Origin of the sequence: Natronorubrum sulfidifaciens JCM 14089 (assembly GCF_000337735.1) — an archaeon.
GTDB lineage: Archaea > Halobacteriota > Halobacteria > Halobacteriales > Natrialbaceae > Natronorubrum > Natronorubrum sulfidifaciens.
Genome location: NZ_AOHX01000038.1, coordinates 1 through 17323, shown reverse-complemented (window position 1 = coordinate 17323; position 17323 = coordinate 1). Strand labels below are relative to the sequence as shown.

Genomic DNA, 17323 nt, shown 5'->3' with positions numbered 1-17323 from the left:
GGTTCGCACAGAGTGATGAGTGTGACACCGCTGTTCGTCGAGATCGGATCGCTCCTCGAGGAGGCAGGCGGCCTCCTCCAGTACGTGCTCGTCTTCGTGTTCGCGGCGATTCCCATCGTCGAGATCCTCGTCGTCGTCCCGGTCGCGATCGGGCTCGGATTAGATCCCGTCGTGACGGGAGTCGCCGCGTTCGCCGGCAACGTCGGCTCGGTCTACGTGCTCGTGGCTGCCCACCAGCGCCTCTCGAGGTGGTGGCGTGGCCGACGCGGTGGGGCCGACACTGTCGAGAGCACCGGCGAGCGATACGCTCGAGCGCGGGGCCTGTGGGATCGGTACGGGCTGGCGGGGCTGTCGATCGGCGGGCCGGTACTTACCGGCGTTCACATCGCCGCGCTCGTCGCCTTGCTCGCCGGCAGCCCCACCCGTGCCGTCGCGGGCTGGATGACCGTCGGGATCGGGCTCTGGACGGTCGTGTTGGTCGCCGGGTCGGTGTTTGGCTTCTCGCTGCTCGGAATCGTCTGAGGAGTCCGACAGCGCCGGCGGTTACGGAAAGTTCGAGCCGACAGCCTCGCACTTCAGCGCGGGGAGGATGTCAAAGCCCCGTCGGAACCTCGAAATAACTCGTCTCGAGGCCCCACGAGTCGACGAGGTCCTGCAGCGACCGGACGCCGAACGTCTCGGTCGCATAGTGACCCGCCAGCACGACGTGGATGCCGGCTTCCCTGGCCTCGTGGTAGGCTTTCTGCTTTCCCTCACCCGTCACGAGCGCGTCGACACCGGCGTCGACGGCTTCGTCCAGCCAGTCGGTTCCGCTGCCGGTGACGATGGCGATCTCGTCGATCTGCTCGGGGCCGAACGCCAGCGACTGGACCGGCTGGCCGCCGGTCTCGAGTCCCTCGAGGCGCGTACACAGTTCCTCGAGGGTGTACGAGTCGGCGGCGGTTCCCCGCTGGCCGATGTGCTCCGGGCCGAGTTCGCCGAAGGGAGCACGTTCCTCGAGGCCGAGGACGTCGGCGACGCCGGCCGCGTTGCCCAGTTCCTGATGTCCATCCAGCGGGAGATGTGAGACGTAGAGCGCGAGGTCGTGCTCGATCAGCGGCGCGATCCGATCGTAGGTGCGGCCCGTGACGCGGTCGAAGCCACCCCACGAGAGCCCGTGATGGGTGACAAGCACATCGGCGTCGACGTCGACCGCCCGATCGAACGTCTCGCGGACGCCGTCGACGGCGACGGCGACGTGGTCGACCGTCCCCTCGTCGGGTCCGACCTGCAGGCCGTTCGCGCTGGCGTCGAGATCGGCGTAGTCGTCGGTTCGCAACTCCGTGTCGAGTCGGTCGACGAATTCCGAGAGTTCCATGACTCGAGGTTGCGCGGCGACGCCCTTGTATCCGACTGGTCTCCAAAACGACCGATGAGTGCCCGCCTACATCAGATAGAACAGCGGGAACAGGAACACCCACACGATGTCGACGAAGTGCCAGTAGAGGCCGAAAAACTCCACCGGCCGTTCGTCCTCGAGATAGGCGTTGACGCTCGCAATCCGGTAGATCATAAAGACCGCGATCAGCAGTCCAAAGAGCACGTGAAGCGCGTGCAGGCCAGTCGTGACGTAGTAGATCGAGTACTCGAGGCCGTACCACCAGTACTCGCCGTCGGCGAACTTCACGCTGTACTCGTAGGCCTTGATACCCATGAACGTCAGGCCGAGCACCACCGTCGCGCTCATTGCACCGAGCAGTCCCCGCTTGTTCTGTCGCTCGGCGAAGACGAGTGCGAGGACGACCGTGAAACTCGAGGTCAGCAAGACGTAGGTGTTGAGCAGGCCGGGCCAGGAGGCGAAGGGAACGGTCTCCCAGTTCCCCCAGCCCATGTGGAGGCGCATGAAGACGTACGCCCCGATCACGGCCCCGAAAACGACGACGTCGGAGGCGAGGAACACCCACACGCCGACTTTCGTCGTCCCGACGCCTTCGAACGGCCAGCGCTCGGCGATCGCCAGCTCGGGGGCGATGAACTGCTCGCGCCCGTAGTTAAACAGCGTATAGCCGAGTATCCCGACACCGAGGACCATCAACACCGGATACAGGATGTTCTGCTCGGCACCAGTACCGACGAGCGTGTCGGGAGCCGTGCCGGTTCCCTCCGCGAACGCAACCATGTACGGCGTGATCCCCGTCAGCCCGAGGAAGAAGACGAACATCCCGAAGCCGATACCGAGCGGCCAGATACTGGCGTGGTCGGCGTGGTCTTCCTGGTGGCGGTCGTCGGCCACCACCCCGCCGTCGGTCGTTGCCGACGCCTCGTCGACGAACTCGAGGCGACCACTGGCGTAGCTTGGCCGTCCATCCCAGTTCTCGAGCGGCGGGGGCGAGCCGGTCGCCCACTCGGCGGTACGGGAGAACTCCCACGGGTTGTCGGGGGCGTCCGGTCCCGACACCCAACTCTTTGCGAACGTGTAGAACATGATCAGAAACGACACACCGAGGACGAACGCGCCGACGGTCGCCATCTGGTGGTAGAGTTGCGTTCCCTCGGTGTAGGTGAAGACGCGGCGTGGCGTCTCCCACGCGAGGAACATCGGGAAGTACAGCAGATTGAACCCGATGAAGTAGACGGCAAAATTGAGTTTGCCGAGCGTCTCGGAGTACATTTTTCCGGAGAGCTTCGGCCACCAGTAGTAGAGGCCGCCGATCAACGCCGTGACGCCCGAGACCATCACGTAGTGAAAGTGGGCGACGACCCAGTAGGTGCCACGGAACTCGTAGTCGAGCACGACAGCGCCGAGGAAGACGCCAGTAATGCCACCGAGAATAAACAGGACGAGCGCACCGAGGCTAAAGAGAAACGGCGTCGTGAACCGAATCCGTCCTTTGACCATCGTGTAAATCAGCGCGAAGACCATCAGGTCGAACGGTAACGAGATCCCGATCGTCGTCGCCATGAACAGCGTCTTGATCTCTAAGTTGATCGTCGTCAGGAACATGTGGTGCATCCAGACCAAAAAGGACTGAACGGCCACGAGGACCATCGCGATGATGACCCACTTGCGGCCGACAAGTCGTCGGCCGGTGAACGTCTGGAACGTCTCGAACATGATCCCCAACGCGGGGAAGAAGACGATGTACACCTCTGGATGGCCGAAGAACCAGAACAGGTGCCCCCACAGCAGACTCGAGCCCTGATCGGTGGCCAGATACTGCGTGAGGAAGACGCGATCGGTCGCCTGCAACAACAACGCGGCCAGCAGTGCGGCGAACGCGAACAGCATCATCCAGACCGTCAACAGCCACGACCAGGTGAAAAGCGGCATGTTCCAGAGGCCGAGCCCTTCCGCGCGCGAGCGGTGGATCGTCGTGATGAAGTTGACCGTGCCGATGGTGATCGAGAGGACGAACAGGATCAACGCGAGGACTGCCCCGTTGCCGCCGGTCGCCGCCTCCATCGCAGGCGTGTACATCGGCACGTTCAGCGGCGCGTACATCGTCCACCCACCGGCGAACGTCCGGCCCTGAAAGAACGAGATCACGAACAGGAGCCCCGAGAACAGATAGAACCAGTAGCTCATGGCGTTCAGTCGCGGGAACGCGAGGTCTTTCGCCCCGATCTGGAGCGGAACGAAATAGTTCGCAAACCCCGTCGCGATCGGCGACAGGAACCAGAACACCATCAACAGTCCGTGTGCCGAGACGGCCTGATTGAACTCGTTGCCCGAGAGCAGCCCCGTCCCGCCCGCCTCCCACAGATGGAGCCGAAACAACAACGCGAGGACGCCACCAAGCAGCAGGAAAAACAGCGACGTGGCGAGATAGAGGAGTCCAACGTCCTTGTGGTTCGTCGTGACGAGCCACCGCTTGACCGACGTCATCGGCGGCAGTTCACTCATACGGGAGCACCACCGAACGGCCACAGCCTGCTCACTGGAGGTGTCGGTGCCATCATCAGATCATCCGTCACTGATGGCCAGTATCAACGTGTGCGGTGCACGTGCAAGTCACCGGGACACACAGCGACTGCTGGCCGCTGCGGATCGATGCGTCCCTCGAGCGACCACTCGTTGAGGCGGCCCGAGAACTCGCGACTCGGAGCGCGTTCGACCTGCTGGTGGCGGCACACAAGTCGTGCGATGGTGCCGTGGCCTCGAGAGCAGCGCCTTTCTGACCGTAAACCGGCTGCTCAGAGCTCCCGAGCGACCAGCTCGCCCCAGTGGTCGAACCCGTGGCGCTCGTAGAACGCCTGTGCGCGGTCGTTTTCCCGGTCGACGTCGAGGACGAGTCGCTCGAGTGGGAGGTCCTGCTCGCGGACGGCGGAGACGGCGGCGTCGATCAACGCGTCCGCCACGCCGGTCCCTCTGAACGGCTCGTCGACGTAGATTTCGTTGAGAACGGCGGCGTCCCAGATGTAGGCGTGGCTGTCGGGAAGGACAAAGACGTAGCCGGTCAGGGCAGAGTCGGGACCGTCGTCAGCGACGGCAACCTGCACGCTCCGCTCGTCGTGGGCGACACAGCGGTCGACCCACTCGAGATAGCCCTCACGGTAGTCGTCGGTGAGCTTGTCGGCGTATCGACTTTCTTTCTCGTCGCTGCCGGTGTTGGCTCCGAGTCCGGTTTCGAAGGCCCGTTTCAACGCCCAGAGGGCGTCGGCATCCGACGCCGGATCGTACGGTCTGATCGACATACGCGTGTGGGTCGCTGGAGCGAGCATAACGCTGGTGATCGGCGCGAGTCGTCGATACCGACGAAAAATAACGGCGCAGTTACGCCGAGCGCGACGCGTCCGACGCCGCTTCCGCGTTCGAAAAGACGAACTCCCGGACGAGTTTGCCCGCGAGCGATGCGGTCTGGCCGTCGTCACGGTCGTTGACCTCGACCACATCGAAGCCGCTCGTGTGCGGTGCGACGTCGCGGACGACATCGCGGAGTTCGCGTGGCTCGAGGCCAAAGGGCTCCATCGTCCCCGTCCCCGGCGCGTACGCGGGGTCGGCCGCGTCGGTGTCGACGCTCAGATAGACGTCTCGGCCCTCGAGTCGGTCCCCGAACGACCAGTCGCCGACGGCTTCGGGAGCGACGACGGTCACGTCGTCGTCGGCCGCCCGTTCCCACTCGGCTTCGCTGCCGGTTCGAGCACCGAGGACGATCAGTTCCTCGACCGAGTCGGTGTCGTCGAGAATCCGGCGCATCACGGCGGCGTGTGAGAGCGGATTCCCGTCGTAGGCATCGCGGAGGTCGAGATGGGCGTCGAGTGAGACGACGACTTCGGGTTCGACCGCGCGTGCACCCGCGAGCGAGACGGTGTGTTCACCCCCAAGCGTCAGGGGGATCGCGTCGTCCCAGACGACGTCTCGCAGCGTTCCCTCGAGCCACTCGAGGTACGCCTCGACGTCATCCCATGCGCGGACGTCGCCGTGGTCGACGACACCGAGCTCCGAAAAGTACTGGTCGGTTCGACGGTCGTAATCGTCGAACGGTTCTGCAAACGTACGGATGCGTCGGGGACCGAATCGGGTCCCCGGCTGAAAGGTCGTCGTGGCGTCCAGAGGCGCACCGACGACCACGAAGTTCGCGCCACCGCGGCCGGCCTCTCGGCCTCGCGCGTCGGTGGTGCCGTCATCATCGGACTCGTGTCCGTGTGTGTCGGTCCCCTCGTGTTCGGCAGTCGCCCCGGGAAACATTAGACGATCTTTCGCTGGTCTTCCATCTCGAGGTACTCGATGTTCTCGTCAGGGGAGACGTCTGCGTCTTCGGGGATACGCATGGTGATCGTTTCGTACGTTTCTAAGTCCATGACCTGCATGTCATCGCCGTCGACCGAGACGACCTGTCCGTTTTTGCGCTCGATGATCGGGACCCAGATCTTCGCGTCGACGGGCTGGGAGAACGAGCGCTTCTTGCCGTCGAAGACGCCTTTGGCCTCGACACGGGCCTTTGCGCTGCCGTGTTTACCCGGCTTGGCCGTCGAGTAGGCGTTGATTTTACAGGCTGCGTCGTCAATTATGACGTAACTTCCTTCCTGGAGTTCGCGAACTTCGGTCTGCTGTTTCGCCATGTCCCGGGGTAATCAACCGACGGCCATAAACCGTTTGGAATGGCCGCTGGAGAGAGTTGGTCCGTTAACACGTCAACACCGGCCGCTCGAGGGTTGTGGGCCAACAGGGACACGCATCACTGCTCCAACAGGAATCCACTACTGGCTGGCCCGACAAGCGATCCACAATGATCGACACTCTCATCGCCGGCGTCGGCGTGAGCGTCGTCCTGCTGATCGGTGTGGGGCTGGCGCGTGTCGTCCGCCGGCGGTGGCAACCCCGCGGTCGGCATACACTCGCCAACGACCTCGACGAACGACTCGCCGAGCGCCTCGAGACGGGCACCGCCACCCATCTCGAGCAGTCGCCGACGGTTCGTCGGATCGCCGTCGTCGACAGCGAGACCGAGACACCGCTGGTCGTTCCCATCGTCCGCGTCGATCTCGAGACGACCGACGCGCCCGGGATGACGCTTCTCTTCGAGTACGTGGCAGCCGTCCTCGAGGCGATCCATCCCATCCTCGACGAACGCGAGGAACGCGTCGACCACTACGACGTCGAGTTCACGTTCGGTCCCGGTGGCCTGTTCGTCGAGGGAGAGTGTCGGCGCGTCTCGGTCGCCCCGGAGCTGGCAGCTCGGCTGCTCGAGCGAGAGCGCTACGGTGCGTTCGAGCTCTGTCGAGACGTCAAACGCGCCGACAAGGACGACGATTCGCCGACGGTGCTGTGGGGTAACTGTCGGCGCGGCCGCAGTCGATGACCAGCGGACGGAGCCACTCACGACGGCGGCTGATCGCATCAGTCGGAGCCCGAGTCAGACCACCGAAACCCATGCGGTTCGGCCGGTGGCTCGAGCGGACTCGAGGGCAACGATGCGCCGAGTTCGGGGTCGTTGTAGGCTCGCGGCGCAACGTCGTTCGGCCCGTCAGGGTAGCACAGCGACGCCAGCAACTGAATCTGCCCGCGGCCGACGCCGAGTTCGAACTGGCCGCCGCCGTAACAGCGGATGTCCCGGTCGACACAGTAGTCGATTGCCTCGAGCAGCGACTCGAGCGAGCCAAAGCGCGAGGGTTTGACGTTGAGCCAGTCGGGCTCCCACGGCAGCGCCTCGATGTCGTCGACGCCGTGAATCGGGGCGTCCCACGAGACGCGACGGCGCACCTCGGGGTCGTCGAACAGCGGCCGCGTCTCGTCGGTGAGTGCAGGGTCCTCGAGGACGGCGTCGGGGAACGCCTCGAGGACGAGCGCGTACAGTTCGGGGTCGGCAGGGACGTCGACGTCGGTCCCTTCGTACTGGCCTTTCAAGTCGAGGATGCGAACGCCGTCCGAGCCGACCGTATCGACGATGTCGGCCACGAGATCCTCGTCCCACTCGGGGATCGGATCGAGTTTGCACTCGAGATCGGGAACCCGCTCGCGAAGCGCCTCGAGCCGGTCGGTCGTCGGCGGCTCGCCGAGGCGGGTGCTGGCGACAAACTGAACGGGCTCGAGCGAGCGCCCGAGTTCGCTCTCGATGTTCGTGCCGGCCTGTCGAAGCGCGAGGTCGAGCGCAGCGCTCTCGAACCCCCAGCGACGATAGTTTCGAAACTCTTCGCGGTCGGGCGGGCCTGCGGGAAAGAGATCGACTGACTCGAGACGTGAGGAAACGGAGTCGATGGTGTAGTCGCCGGTCAGGTCGGGCAGTCCGGAGTGGGCCAGCGCGTCGTGTTCGTCGGCCTCGTAGGTGACGTCCTCGCCTCGGCCGACGACGGTTGTGCCGTCGTCGTCGGGGCCAGTAAGAGCGATTTCGGTCGTTACGCGCGCAAACTCACTTGAAGTCTCGCGCTCGAGTCGCTCGAGTGAGACGTCGTCGATCGATAGCGACAGCGCCGCGAGCCGGTCGTAGGCCATACCACGTTATAGAGCGCCAACGGAAAAACGTTTGACCGCGGTTGTGCGCGCTGGCTCGGCTACTCCTCGTCACGTCGCTGGCGCAGGTTCTGTCGGGTGAACTGCGGGCGCACACGGGTCGACCGCGGCTTGCGAAACGATCGGTAGAGTTGGATCACGACCACGGCCGAAAAGACCGCAGCGACGACCGACGCTTCGGGGGCCTCGAGTGCATAGAGGACCCCCATCGAAAACAGCGACATGGTGAGCAACAGGCCGTAGATGATCCGTTTGGCGAGCGTCGTGAACACGCCGTTTGAGTCCTCGACGCCGATGCGGATGAACTGGTCGTCGCGCTCGAGTCGGTCGAGGGTGCGCTCGGCTTTCGGCGCGATTCGGGTCAGCGACTCGCCAGTTCGACGGAGTTGCTGGCCCGACTCCTCGAGGTACTTCCGGATGGATTCTTCGCGGTAGCCCTGTTCGGTGAGATAGCTGGTCGCGGTGTCGATGAAGTCGAACTCCGAATCGAGGGTGACACAGACCCCTTCGACGACGGTCGCGACCCGCAGGACGAGCGCGAGGTTTTTCGGCAGCCGGAACGGGAACTCGTAGATCGAGTCCTCGATCTGGCCGATGATCTGGTTGACCCGGTACTGTTCGATGTCTTCGCCGCGGGCGTCCTGAATCGCCAACTCCATCACCTCGGCCATCACGGCCCGGTCAGCATCGGGCGAGAGCGTGCCGATCTCGGTCAGTGCGTCGAGAATGGCGTCGATGTCCTGGTTGGCGACGGCGATGTAGAACTCGACGATCTTCTGCTGGATGAACTCGTCGACCCGACCGGACATCCCGAAGTCGTAGAAGACGACCTGGCCCTCGTCGGTCACCGCGAGATTGCCCGGGTGCGGATCGGCGTGAAAGACGCCGTCGTCGATGATCATCTGGAGATACGACCGCTGGAGGTCCTCCGCGACCTGTGTGCGGTCGATCCCCTTTCGATCGAGTTCCTCGACGTCGTTGATCTTCGTCCCCTCGATGTACTCCATCGTGAGCACACGCGGTCCCGAGTGGCTCTCGATCACGTCGGGGATGACAAAGCGGTCGTCGCCGTCGAAGTTGTCACGGATCTCCTGTAACATCGCCGCCTCGCGCTCGTAGTCCATCTCCTCGCGGATGGTCTTTGCAAACTCGTCGGCGAGGTTCTCGAGGGAAAACGCTCGTGACTCACCAACGAAGTACAACAGGATCGGCAGCGACCACCGGATCACCCGCAGATCCGCCTTGACGAGCGGTTCGATCTCCGGCCGCCGGATCTTGACGGCAACATCACGGCCATAGTCGAGGTTGTCCCTCCCCGAATCGGTCTCGGCATCGAGCCGTGCCCGATACACCTGTCCCAGACTCGCCCCGCTGATCGCTTCGGTTTCGAACGCTGCGAAGTTGTCCTCGAGCGGGCCGAGTTCGTCCTCGAGCACCGCCTTCGCGCCCGCCCACTCGGCGGGCGGCACGTCGTCTTGCAGCGACGCAAGGACCTCGATGTACGACGGCGGCAAGATATCGGGTCGCGTCGAGAGCAGTTGGCCGAGTTTGATAAACGTCGGCCCGAGGGTCAACAGCGACTCGAGTAACACCTCGGCTCGGTGGCGGTGGGTTTCGGGGTCAACCTGTCGTGGGCGACCGAACAGGAAAAACCGACGTCGATCGCGAGCGTAGGCGATCAGTAAGGGGAGAAACTGCCAGACGACGACCACGAAGCGCTTGTACGCGCGGAGGGAGACCAGTCTTGCTCACCTCGGATTAGTCGGTGTCCTCGTCGACGACATCGATCGTCGTCTCGCCACCTGACGACGATTTGGGGAGTGTCAACTCGAGTACACCGCGTTCGACGATGGCCTCGGACGTCGTTCCGAGCGCGTCCGCTGGTAGCGGGAGATCGAACTCGAGAAAGAGCGGCCGGTTCTCCTCGAGGTAGCGAAAGTCACCGTCGGGTTCTTTCTCGCGGTGGGCGTCGATCGAGATCCGACCGTCCTCGACCGAGAGCTCGAGTGTCTCGGCGGACACACCCGGGATATCGAGCACGAGCAGGTAGGCGTCCTCGCTCTCGAGCAGATCGAAGAAGACGTCCTCGGAGAGGTCCCGCAGTGCATCACGGAGCGCTGACATAGTCACAGGTTCGAACGCCGATACGAAAAACCCCGCGGTAGCGGTGGATTCGACGCCTTCCGTGGCCGACGGACGGCGAGTGCTCGCTGGCCCCTACGCTTTTGACGCCCCCAACCCGACTTCGGGTATGGAAGGTGCCGACAGCGAGCGCAAGGAGGCCGGGTTCAAGGTACGGACGCCGGTCGACGAGGCGCGCCAAATACTCAGAGCCGCCGTCGAGGACGCACGCGACGGTGACGGGGCCGGATCGAGAACGGAGACTGTCGACCTCGAGCGCGCGGATGGACGGGTGCTTGCGGCACCCGTCACGGCCGCCCGAAACGTCCCTCACTACCGGCGGGCGGCGATGGACGGCTACGCCGTTCGCGCCACGGACACGTTCGGAGCCAGCGCCCGCTCCCCCGAAGTGCTTCGACTCGTCGACGGCGTCGGCGGCGACGCCCGCGTCAATCCCGGGACGGCCGCGCGCGTCCACACTGGCAGCGCGCTTCCCGAAGGAGCGGACGCCGTCGTCATGATCGAACACGTCGAGACGCTCGAGTCGGCCGGCGAACTCGAGGTCGAAGACGCGGTGGCGGAAGGTGAAAACGTCGCCCCGGTCGGCGAGGACGTCGAGGAGGGTCAACCGCTTTACGAGGCAGGCCATCGACTGCGGCCTTCCGATCTCGGTCTCCTGCGGTCGACCGGCTACGCCACCGTCTCGGTCGCGAAGCGGCCGACGGTCGGCGTTGTTCCGACTGGTGAAGAACTCGTCGAGGGCGATCCGAGTCCGGGCGAGGTCATCGAAACCAACGGGCTGACGGTCTCCCGACTGGTCGAACGCTGGGGTGGCCGGGCCACGTATCGAGACGTCGTCACCGACGACCGCGAGTCGCTTCGCGTCGCGATTCAGCGGGATCTGACGAACGACATCGTCGTCACCACCGGCGGCTCGAGCGTCGGCAAGCGAGACCTGCTGCCGGAGGTGATCGACGACCTCGGCGAGGTGCTCGTCCACGGCGTCGGCCTCAAACCCGGCCATCCCGTCTGTCTCGGTCTCGTCGAGGATACCCCCGTCCTCGCCCTGCCCGGCTACCCCGTCGCCTGTATCGTCAACGCCGTCCAGTTCCTCCGGCCGACGCTGCGCTGGCTCGAGGGCACTGAGCCCGACCCCCATCCGACGACACGGGCGACACTCGAGCGCAAGATTCCGAGCGAACCCGGGACGCGAACGTTCGCACGGGTCCAACTCGAGGCCCGCGAGGGGGACGATATCGGGAGCGACGAGCCCGCGTTCACGGCGACGCCGACCAGAGCGAGCGGCTCGGGCGTGCTCTCGAGTGTCGCGTTAGCCGACGGCTGGGTCGTCGTCGACGACGACCGCGAAGGGGTCCCAGCAGGTGAATCCGTCGCCGTCCAGAACTGGGAGCCAAACGCGTAGCGGACAGGACTGGGCCCACTGTACCGCCGCGACCGCGTCTGACGGCATCGAAAAACACCATCGTTTAAGAGGTTTGTGTGTGTATCCGACCGGTACGCATGGACGTGAACGAAATTCTGGAGGGCGAAACGCTGACCGGAAAACAAGCGATTATCATCTTCTTCGGGTTCTTACTCCTGGTTATTTCCGCTGGAGTGCTCTTAGTCCTGCTCAGTGACGTCTTCCGGGCACTGATCTGAGCCGCCGCTGACGCGGCGTCGATTCCGCCTGTTACTGTATCGCGAGTCGAACCGCATCCGCAAGTGCGTTCACTCGAGCGACGTGTTCGTAGGAACCGTCTCGGACGCCGTTTGTCACGTACGAAAAGCCGATGGTCTCCTCGGGATCGGCCCACCCGACGCTACTGCCGAGTCCGGCGTGTCCGAACGCGTGTTTCGGTGAGAGAGAGCCGTAGGGTGCCACCGTCGTCCCGCCCTTCCAGAAGCCAAGCGAGAACCGAGCCTCCCGTCCAAGCGTGCCGTCGGCCTCCGTTTCGGCCTCGAGTCGGGTCATCGTGTCGACGGTCTCGGGTGAAAGGATACGCGTACCCTCGAGTTCGCCGCCGTTGGCGAGACAGGCATAGAAGCGAGCCATATCGGCCGCCGTTCCGATGCCGGTGGCAGCAGGGATGACAGCCCGGTGAATCGCCTCGGTATTGAACGGTGCTGCGACCGCAGTATGATCGCCCAGCCCCTCGCCGGGGTCGCGACAGCGGTCGAACGGTTCGAACGCGACGAGCGTCGCGACGTCGTCGTCCTCGTCCGCCCGAAGCCCGATCCCGGTGTCGTCCATTCCGAGTGGCTCGAAGACACGTTCGGCGGCGACCGTCTCGATCGGCGTTCCCGTCACCCGGCGGACGAGTTCGCCGACCAGCCAGCCGAACGTGAGCGCGTGGTAGGCAGGCACCGCACCCGGCGAGTAGATCGGGTCCACCGACTCGAGCGCCTCGACGACGGCCTCCCAGTCGGTCCACAGATCGGGCTGGTCGTCGATCTCCCCTCGAGGCAAGCCGGCAGTGTGACTCAGCACCTGTCGAACGGTAATCTCGGCCTTTTCGGTGCCGTCAGCGGCGAACTCGGGCCAGTGATCGACGACGCGGTCATCGTATGCGAGGAGGCCGTCATCGACGAGCGAGTGGGCGGTGACGGCCGTGTACGGTTTCGTACACGAAAAGAGGACGTGCCGTTGGGTCGGCGTTTCCTCGATCCCGTCCGGCCCGGTCGTCCCACCCGCGAGATCGAGGACCTGCTCGCCGTCGACGAAGACACTCAGCTGTGCGCCGTGGTGGAGGCCAACCTCGAGGTGGCGATCGAACAGGGCAGCGATCCGTTCGCGATCGGAGTCGGCAAGTCGTACCATACCACTCGACTCAAGCGGGAGGGTTGTAACCGTTCCCCTCGAGCCGGCGGAGAACCGGTGGACGGCCGCCTGCGCCGTTACTCACACCGGTGCCAGTTGGATGCCGACTCGAGATGTGGCAGCGCCCGCTCGAGGTCGAGTTTCGCAGCGCCGTAAAACCGCTCGCGACCGACAGGGGTGCGAACGCACAGGATAACAGTGTGTTCTGTGACACGGAAAATCGACAGCGACCAGCGGCTGCCCGCCTGCTCCCACTTGCTGTGTAAGATGCCATCGTCGTCGACCACACGTGATCCGAGCTCCCAGCTCAATCGAGTAAGATGCGGAAAATCGAACGGGATGACCGTGGGAAGAGAAACGGTCGTGTCACCGCCGTTCTGAAAGCCATGGGTAGCCATACCAACCGATATGGAACTCAGTGTGAAAAAGACATCTATCTCATCACGATTATCATAGACAGTTCTGACGGGCCGAACGCTGCGGTAGTGGTGGGAGTGGACGACGGCATCCCGGTGTCCGCTTGGTCGAGTCCCGGAATCAGCGTCCTGTTCGACCGACGTTTTTACCCCCGGCCCACCAACTGCGGGTATGAACCGCAAGGAGTTTCGCGATCTCGCCTCCCCCGAGGCGGCCCGCGAGGCGATCGACTCGCTGTCGCTCGAGGGTGGAATCGACCGCGTCACGCTCGAAGAGGCCCGTGGCCGGGTGCTCGTCGCTCGACTCGAGGCCGAACTCGACGTGCCGGGGTTCGACCGGGCGAGTCTGGACGGCTACGCGCTTCGGGCACGGGAGACGTTCGGAGCCGACGAGGCCGATCCCGCCCGTCTCGAGGTCGTCGGGGCGGTCCATGCCGGCGAGGAGCCGACGATCGATCTCGAGGACGGCCAAGCTGTCGAAATCTCGACGGGTGCGGTGATGCCGTCGGGTGCGGATGCGATGGTCCCCGTCGAGCGTACGGATCGTGTCGAGGCCCGCTCGACGGACAACGCCGTGAGCGAGACGGCCGACGACGGCGATGAGGTGCTGATCCGCACGTCGGTCGCTCCCGGCGACAACGTCATGTTCGCCGGCGCGGACGTCGCCGCGGGCGAGCGGGCACTCGGCCCTGGGACGACGATCACGACGCGGGATATCGGACTGCTCTCCGCACTCGGCGTCGACGAGGTGCCCGTCCGCGCAAAGCCACGCGTCGGCATCGTCTCGACTGGTGACGAACTGGTACGTCCGGGCGAGGATCTCGATAGCGGACGCGGCGAGATCTACGACGTCAACAGCTACACGATCGCCGCAGGGGTCGAAGACGCCGGCGGTGAAGCCGTCCTCTACCCCCACGCCGGCGACGATCAAGCGGAGATGGAACGCGTGCTGCGGGAGGCCGCCAGCGAGTGCGATCTCGTGCTCTCGTCGGGGTCGACCAGCGCGAGTGCCGTCGACGTCATCTACCGGATCATCGAGGAGCAAGGCGAACTCCTGCTCCACGGCGTCAGCGTCAAACCCGGCAAGCCGATGCTTGTCGGCCGACTGGAGTCGTCGGCCTACGTCGGCCTTCCCGGCTACCCCGTCTCCGCGATGATGGTCTTCCGAACGTTCGTCGCGCCGGCGATCCGCAACGCTGCTGGCTTGGCTGAGCCGACGGCGGCGACCGTGTCGGGACGGATGGCCAGATCGGAACGCTACGGAGAGGGACGGCTTCGACTGATGCCCGTCGGACTCGCACAGAACGACGACGACGAGACGCTCGTCTACCCCGTCGACAAAGGCAGCGGCGCGACGACCAGCCTCGCCGAAGCCGACGGCGTCGTCACCGTCGCCCCCGAGACCGACTACCTCGAGGAAGGAGAATCGGTAACCGTCGATCTGTTCTCGTCGGACGTCCGGCCACCCACGCTGCTCGGCGTCGGCGAGGACGACCCCGCGATGAACCGGCTACTCGATGGCCTCGAGAACCCACGCTATCTGTCGGTCGGCTCACGGCCGGCCGTGCGCAGACTCCGCGAGGGCGTCCCGGACGTCGCCGTGATTGCGGGCCCGCTCGAGCGCGACCTCGAGGCCGACGAACTCGGCCGCTGGAGCCGAGAGTGGGGGCTTGTCGTTCGAGCCGGCAACCCACAGGAACTCGAGGGGCTGGCTGATCTGGTCGATCGCGACCTTCGATTTGTCAACCGAACGGCCGACTCGGGGCTGCGCTCGAGTCTCGAGGCCGAAATCGACGATCTCGCAGCCGACCGCGGCACGGACCGCCAAGCGCTCGTCGCGGCGATCGACGGCTTCGACCTCGGGCTCCGTGCCCACGAGAGTCCCGCCCGCAAAGTGATCGCCGGCGACGCCGACGCTGGGTTGGGGCTGCGTTCGACTGCCGACCGACTCGACCTCGGCTTCGTCTCCCTCGGCGACCAGCCAGTGCGGGTATTCGCAAACCCGGATCGGACGGCCAAACAAAGCGTACAGGAACTCGCGGCCGCCCTCGAGGAACCGCCCACGGAGCACTGACGGGAACCCACGCGGGCAACGGGGACGGCTCGATTCAACGAAACAGACAATCAGACACTCCAGAACAGTGATTTTTACGCCAGTACGGTGTACGACTGGTGATGTCCACGATCGCCGAATTCCGGCTACCCGCGGCGGAGACGACACTGGGGACGGCACTCGAGTACGCACCCGAAGCCACGTTCGAACTCGAGTCCTCCGTGTCGAAGACACGGCCCTCCCTCTGGGTGTCCGGCGTCGACCGTGAGACGGCAACCGAAGCCTTCGAGGCAGATCCGTCGGTCGAGGGCTACGAACTGCTCGTCGAAACCCAGTCACGGCTCCTCTTCGATGTCAGCTTCGTCGACGACGCGCCCCGACTCCGCGATGACCTGCTCGCGGATGGCGGGTCCCTACTCGAGATGTGGGGCACCGACGGCTGGTGGCAGGTACGGGTCCGGTTTCGAAATCGAACGGCGCTCTGTGACGCGTACGACCGACTCGAGGCGAACGGCCTCTCAGCCGATCTGCGGCGTGTCACCGACGTCAGCGGCGTGACCGAAAGCGAGACGCGACTCACACCCGAACAACAGGAAGCCCTCGAAGCCGCCCTCGAGCACGGCTATTTCGAGATCCCGCGTGGGATCTCGATGGAGGAGTTGGCCGACGAACTGGGAATCTCCCACCAGGCGCTCTCCGAGCGGTTCCGACGCGCCTACGAGACATTGGTCGACGACGAACTCCAGCCGGCCAGCGAACAGCCACCGCTCAAGTGAGCGAGTGACAGCGCGATAACCGGGTCAGCGGTGTCATACGGCCTGCTGTCCCGGTCACGGGCGGCGAAGCAGTGATCGGCGGTGAGTGACGACCGCAGTCCGTCTCAGTCGCTCGAGCGCTCGAGACCGAGCGCCGCCTCGGGAATCGTCGCGGTCGCCGACGGGACGGTCCCGTCGCTCGAATCGACCGTATGCCCCGTCTCGACGTGGTGGTCGATCGCCCGTCGGGATGGGGATCGGTCCGAATCGTCGGTCGCGCTCGCCCGCCAGTCGCAGTTGAGACAGTACTTCATCGGGGTTCTACCACACTCTCCGACCGAACTCGTGAATCCTTTTCGGTCTCGGTTGACTCGAGTGGACGCGACCGCGATTTGGTGGTGTGACTCGAGACCGCACACGGAGACGCTCAACAGCGCTCTCAGAACAGTTCGTCGAACGACCGGACACGATAATCGCCACGTACGCACTGGCCGCGGCGCTCGTGGCCGACGCGTTCGACGTGGATCGCGTCGAGTCCGGCGTTCCAGGCCGCGCCGATATCGTTCGAGCCGTCGCCTGCGAGCACCCCCTGATGGCCGTTGTGTCCGACGCCGAGGTCGTCCATCACACACTGGACGGGTTCGGGGTCAGGTTTCCAGCCGGTCTGTTCGGTACAACACAGGCGGGCATCGAACCAGTCCCGAATGTCGAGGTGCTCGAGCACCGGCTCACAGAGGAACTCCTGACAGTGGGTCACGAGGCCGACCGGCACGTCGAGGCCGGCGACGAACGCTGCATCCTCATGCAGATAGGTCTGTTCGGCCCGAATCAGTGGGTCTTCCTCCTCGTGGAAGGCATCCCAGAACGCCTGCGGGTCGATATCCCAGCTCTCGAGTTGCCGATCTCGGGAGCCGGTCAAGCCGTTCCAGAGGACGTCGGCTTCACGGTCGGTGAACTCCCGGTCGAGGCGGTCGCCAACCCGGTCAAACACCTCACGAGTATACGACCACTCGACGTCGACGAGCGTCCCGTCGAGATCGAGCAGCCAGAAATCGTACTCACCGTCCATCGGAAACGACGATACGTGCGTCTCGAGTAAAGATGTATCGCCCACCGGCACGTGGTCTGTGCTCAGTCGGCATCCGAATCGGTCACTCTGATACTCGAGCCCAGATACTTCGAGAGAACCTCCGAGACGGTCCTGTCTCTTATACACATCTCTGATGG

Annotated in this window: 18 protein-coding genes; 6 read left to right on the top strand and 12 right to left on the bottom strand. The window is 64.6% G+C overall.

Going from position 1 to position 17323, the window contains the following annotated elements:
• Nucleotides 1-15: 15 nt before the first annotated feature.
• Complete coding sequence (locus tag C495_RS09705; protein WP_008162398.1) at nt 16-522, top strand: small multi-drug export protein; 507 nt, start codon at nt 16-18, stop codon at nt 520-522.
• A 70-nt stretch (nt 523-592) separates the two neighbouring features.
• Here the strand turns inward: C495_RS09705 and C495_RS09700 are convergent, their stop codons facing one another.
• The 5 genes from C495_RS09700 to C495_RS09680 form a co-directional block, all read right to left on the bottom strand.
• Nucleotides 593-1357 carry a Nif3-like dinuclear metal center hexameric protein gene (locus C495_RS09700; protein WP_008162396.1) on the bottom strand — a complete coding sequence of 255 codons (765 nt, stop codon included), beginning with the start codon at nt 1355-1357 and terminating at the stop codon, nt 593-595.
• A 66-nt stretch (nt 1358-1423) separates the two neighbouring features.
• Entirely contained in the window at nt 1424-3883 is a 2460-nt protein-coding gene (locus tag C495_RS09695) for a cbb3-type cytochrome c oxidase subunit I (RefSeq protein WP_008162394.1), read from the bottom strand.
• 290 nt (nt 3884-4173) lie between these two features.
• Nucleotides 4174-4674, bottom strand: a complete 501-nt coding sequence (locus C495_RS09690) for a GNAT family N-acetyltransferase (RefSeq protein ID WP_049890265.1) — start codon at nt 4672-4674, stop codon at nt 4174-4176.
• Nucleotides 4675-4753: 79 nt separating this feature from the next.
• Nucleotides 4754-5668, bottom strand: coding sequence for an agmatinase (gene speB, locus C495_RS09685; RefSeq protein ID WP_008162389.1), 915 nt, complete (start codon nt 5666-5668; stop codon nt 4754-4756).
• Complete coding sequence (locus C495_RS09680) at nt 5668-6042, bottom strand: translation initiation factor IF-5A (protein WP_008162388.1); 375 nt, start codon at nt 6040-6042, stop codon at nt 5668-5670. The genes speB and C495_RS09680 overlap by 1 nt, the downstream gene beginning before the upstream one ends.
• Nucleotides 6043-6209: 167 nt before the next feature.
• On the opposite strand from C495_RS09680, the gene C495_RS09675 reads away from it, so the two are divergent.
• A complete protein-coding gene (locus tag C495_RS09675; RefSeq protein WP_049890259.1) occupies nt 6210-6782 on the top strand; it encodes a hypothetical protein in 573 nt (190 codons plus the stop codon).
• A 38-nt stretch (nt 6783-6820) separates the two neighbouring features.
• Here C495_RS09675 and C495_RS09670 read toward each other — a convergent pair whose 3' ends face one another.
• The 3 genes from C495_RS09670 to C495_RS09660 all read right to left on the bottom strand — a co-directional run bounded on the left by C495_RS09670 (nt 6821) and on the right by C495_RS09660 (nt 10054).
• Nucleotides 6821-7912, bottom strand: coding sequence for an enolase-like domain-containing protein (locus tag C495_RS09670; protein ID WP_008162384.1), 1092 nt, complete (start codon nt 7910-7912; stop codon nt 6821-6823).
• A gap of 59 nt (nt 7913-7971) precedes the next feature.
• The gene (locus C495_RS09665; protein WP_049890264.1) at nt 7972-9612 is read right to left on the bottom strand and encodes an ABC1 kinase family protein; all 1641 of its coding nucleotides are present in this window, start codon (nt 9610-9612) and stop codon (nt 7972-7974) included.
• A gap of 76 nt (nt 9613-9688) precedes the next feature.
• Nucleotides 9689-10054 carry an Hsp20/alpha crystallin family protein gene (locus C495_RS09660; protein ID WP_008162381.1) on the bottom strand — a complete coding sequence of 122 codons (366 nt, stop codon included), beginning with the start codon at nt 10052-10054 and terminating at the stop codon, nt 9689-9691.
• 127 nt (nt 10055-10181) lie between these two features.
• Here C495_RS09660 and C495_RS09655 point away from each other — a divergent pair, with 127 nt between their 5' ends.
• A complete protein-coding gene (locus C495_RS09655) occupies nt 10182-11474 on the top strand; it encodes a molybdopterin molybdotransferase MoeA (protein ID WP_008162379.1) in 1293 nt (430 codons plus the stop codon).
• A 98-nt stretch (nt 11475-11572) separates the two neighbouring features.
• Nucleotides 11573-11713 (top strand): hypothetical protein, encoded by a 141-nt coding sequence (locus C495_RS18100; RefSeq protein WP_008162377.1) that lies wholly within the window; start codon nt 11573-11575, stop codon nt 11711-11713.
• Nucleotides 11714-11744: 31 nt separating this feature from the next.
• On the opposite strand, the gene C495_RS09650 is transcribed toward C495_RS18100, so the two are convergent.
• Together C495_RS09650 and C495_RS09645 are read right to left on the bottom strand one after the other, a co-directional pair.
• Nucleotides 11745-12872, bottom strand: a complete 1128-nt coding sequence (locus C495_RS09650) for an EstA family serine hydrolase (protein WP_008162375.1) — start codon at nt 12870-12872, stop codon at nt 11745-11747.
• Nucleotides 12873-12949: 77 nt separating this feature from the next.
• The gene (locus tag C495_RS09645) at nt 12950-13270 is read right to left on the bottom strand and encodes a hypothetical protein (RefSeq protein WP_008162374.1); all 321 of its coding nucleotides are present in this window, start codon (nt 13268-13270) and stop codon (nt 12950-12952) included.
• A 190-nt stretch (nt 13271-13460) separates the two neighbouring features.
• Between C495_RS09645 and C495_RS09640 the strand changes: the two genes are divergently transcribed.
• Both C495_RS09640 and C495_RS09635 read left to right on the top strand, forming a co-directional pair.
• On the top strand, nt 13461-15362 hold the full coding sequence (locus C495_RS09640; RefSeq protein ID WP_008162372.1) for a molybdopterin biosynthesis protein: 1902 nt from the start codon (nt 13461-13463) through the stop codon (nt 15360-15362).
• Between the two features lie 101 nt (nt 15363-15463).
• Nucleotides 15464-16117, top strand: a complete 654-nt coding sequence (locus C495_RS09635) for a helix-turn-helix domain-containing protein (protein WP_008162370.1) — start codon at nt 15464-15466, stop codon at nt 16115-16117.
• A 104-nt stretch (nt 16118-16221) separates the two neighbouring features.
• Here C495_RS09635 and C495_RS09630 read toward each other — a convergent pair whose 3' ends face one another.
• On the bottom strand, nt 16222-16410 hold the full coding sequence (locus tag C495_RS09630; RefSeq protein WP_008162369.1) for a hypothetical protein: 189 nt from the start codon (nt 16408-16410) through the stop codon (nt 16222-16224).
• A gap of 125 nt (nt 16411-16535) precedes the next feature.
• Nucleotides 16536-17165, bottom strand: a complete 630-nt coding sequence (locus C495_RS09625; protein WP_008162368.1) for an HAD family hydrolase — start codon at nt 17163-17165, stop codon at nt 16536-16538.
• Nucleotides 17166-17323 lie beyond the last annotated feature (158 nt).

Bases quoted from the DNA above. Each gene is read 5' to 3' on its own strand.
- C495_RS09690 (WP_049890265.1), bottom strand. From the start codon at position 4,674: ATGTCGATCAGACCGTACGATCCGGCGTCGGATGCCGACGCCCTCTGG.
- C495_RS09695 (WP_008162394.1), bottom strand. From the start codon at position 3,883: ATGAGTGAACTGCCGCCGATGACGTCGGTCAAGCGGTGGCTCGTCACG.
- C495_RS09645 (WP_008162374.1), bottom strand. From the start codon at position 13,270: ATGGCTACCCATGGCTTTCAGAACGGCGGTGACACGACCGTTTCTCTT.
- C495_RS09670 (WP_008162384.1), bottom strand. From the start codon at position 7,912: ATGGCCTACGACCGGCTCGCGGCGCTGTCGCTATCGATCGACGACGTC.
- C495_RS09640 (WP_008162372.1), top strand. From the start codon at position 13,461: ATGAACCGCAAGGAGTTTCGCGATCTCGCCTCCCCCGAGGCGGCCCGC.
- C495_RS18100 (WP_008162377.1), top strand. From the start codon at position 11,573: ATGGACGTGAACGAAATTCTGGAGGGCGAAACGCTGACCGGAAAACAA.
- C495_RS09705 (WP_008162398.1), top strand. From the start codon at position 16: ATGAGTGTGACACCGCTGTTCGTCGAGATCGGATCGCTCCTCGAGGAG.
- C495_RS09630 (WP_008162369.1), bottom strand. From the start codon at position 16,410: ATGAAGTACTGTCTCAACTGCGACTGGCGGGCGAGCGCGACCGACGAT.
- C495_RS09680 (WP_008162388.1), bottom strand. From the start codon at position 6,042: ATGGCGAAACAGCAGACCGAAGTTCGCGAACTCCAGGAAGGAAGTTAC.
- speB (WP_008162389.1), bottom strand. From the start codon at position 5,668: ATGTTTCCCGGGGCGACTGCCGAACACGAGGGGACCGACACACACGGA.
- C495_RS09660 (WP_008162381.1), bottom strand. From the start codon at position 10,054: ATGTCAGCGCTCCGTGATGCACTGCGGGACCTCTCCGAGGACGTCTTC.
- C495_RS09700 (WP_008162396.1), bottom strand. From the start codon at position 1,357: ATGGAACTCTCGGAATTCGTCGACCGACTCGACACGGAGTTGCGAACC.
- C495_RS09625 (WP_008162368.1), bottom strand. From the start codon at position 17,165: ATGGACGGTGAGTACGATTTCTGGCTGCTCGATCTCGACGGGACGCTC.
- C495_RS09650 (WP_008162375.1), bottom strand. From the start codon at position 12,872: ATGGTACGACTTGCCGACTCCGATCGCGAACGGATCGCTGCCCTGTTC.
- C495_RS09675 (WP_049890259.1), top strand. From the start codon at position 6,210: ATGATCGACACTCTCATCGCCGGCGTCGGCGTGAGCGTCGTCCTGCTG.
- C495_RS09635 (WP_008162370.1), top strand. From the start codon at position 15,464: ATGTCCACGATCGCCGAATTCCGGCTACCCGCGGCGGAGACGACACTG.
- C495_RS09655 (WP_008162379.1), top strand. From the start codon at position 10,182: ATGGAAGGTGCCGACAGCGAGCGCAAGGAGGCCGGGTTCAAGGTACGG.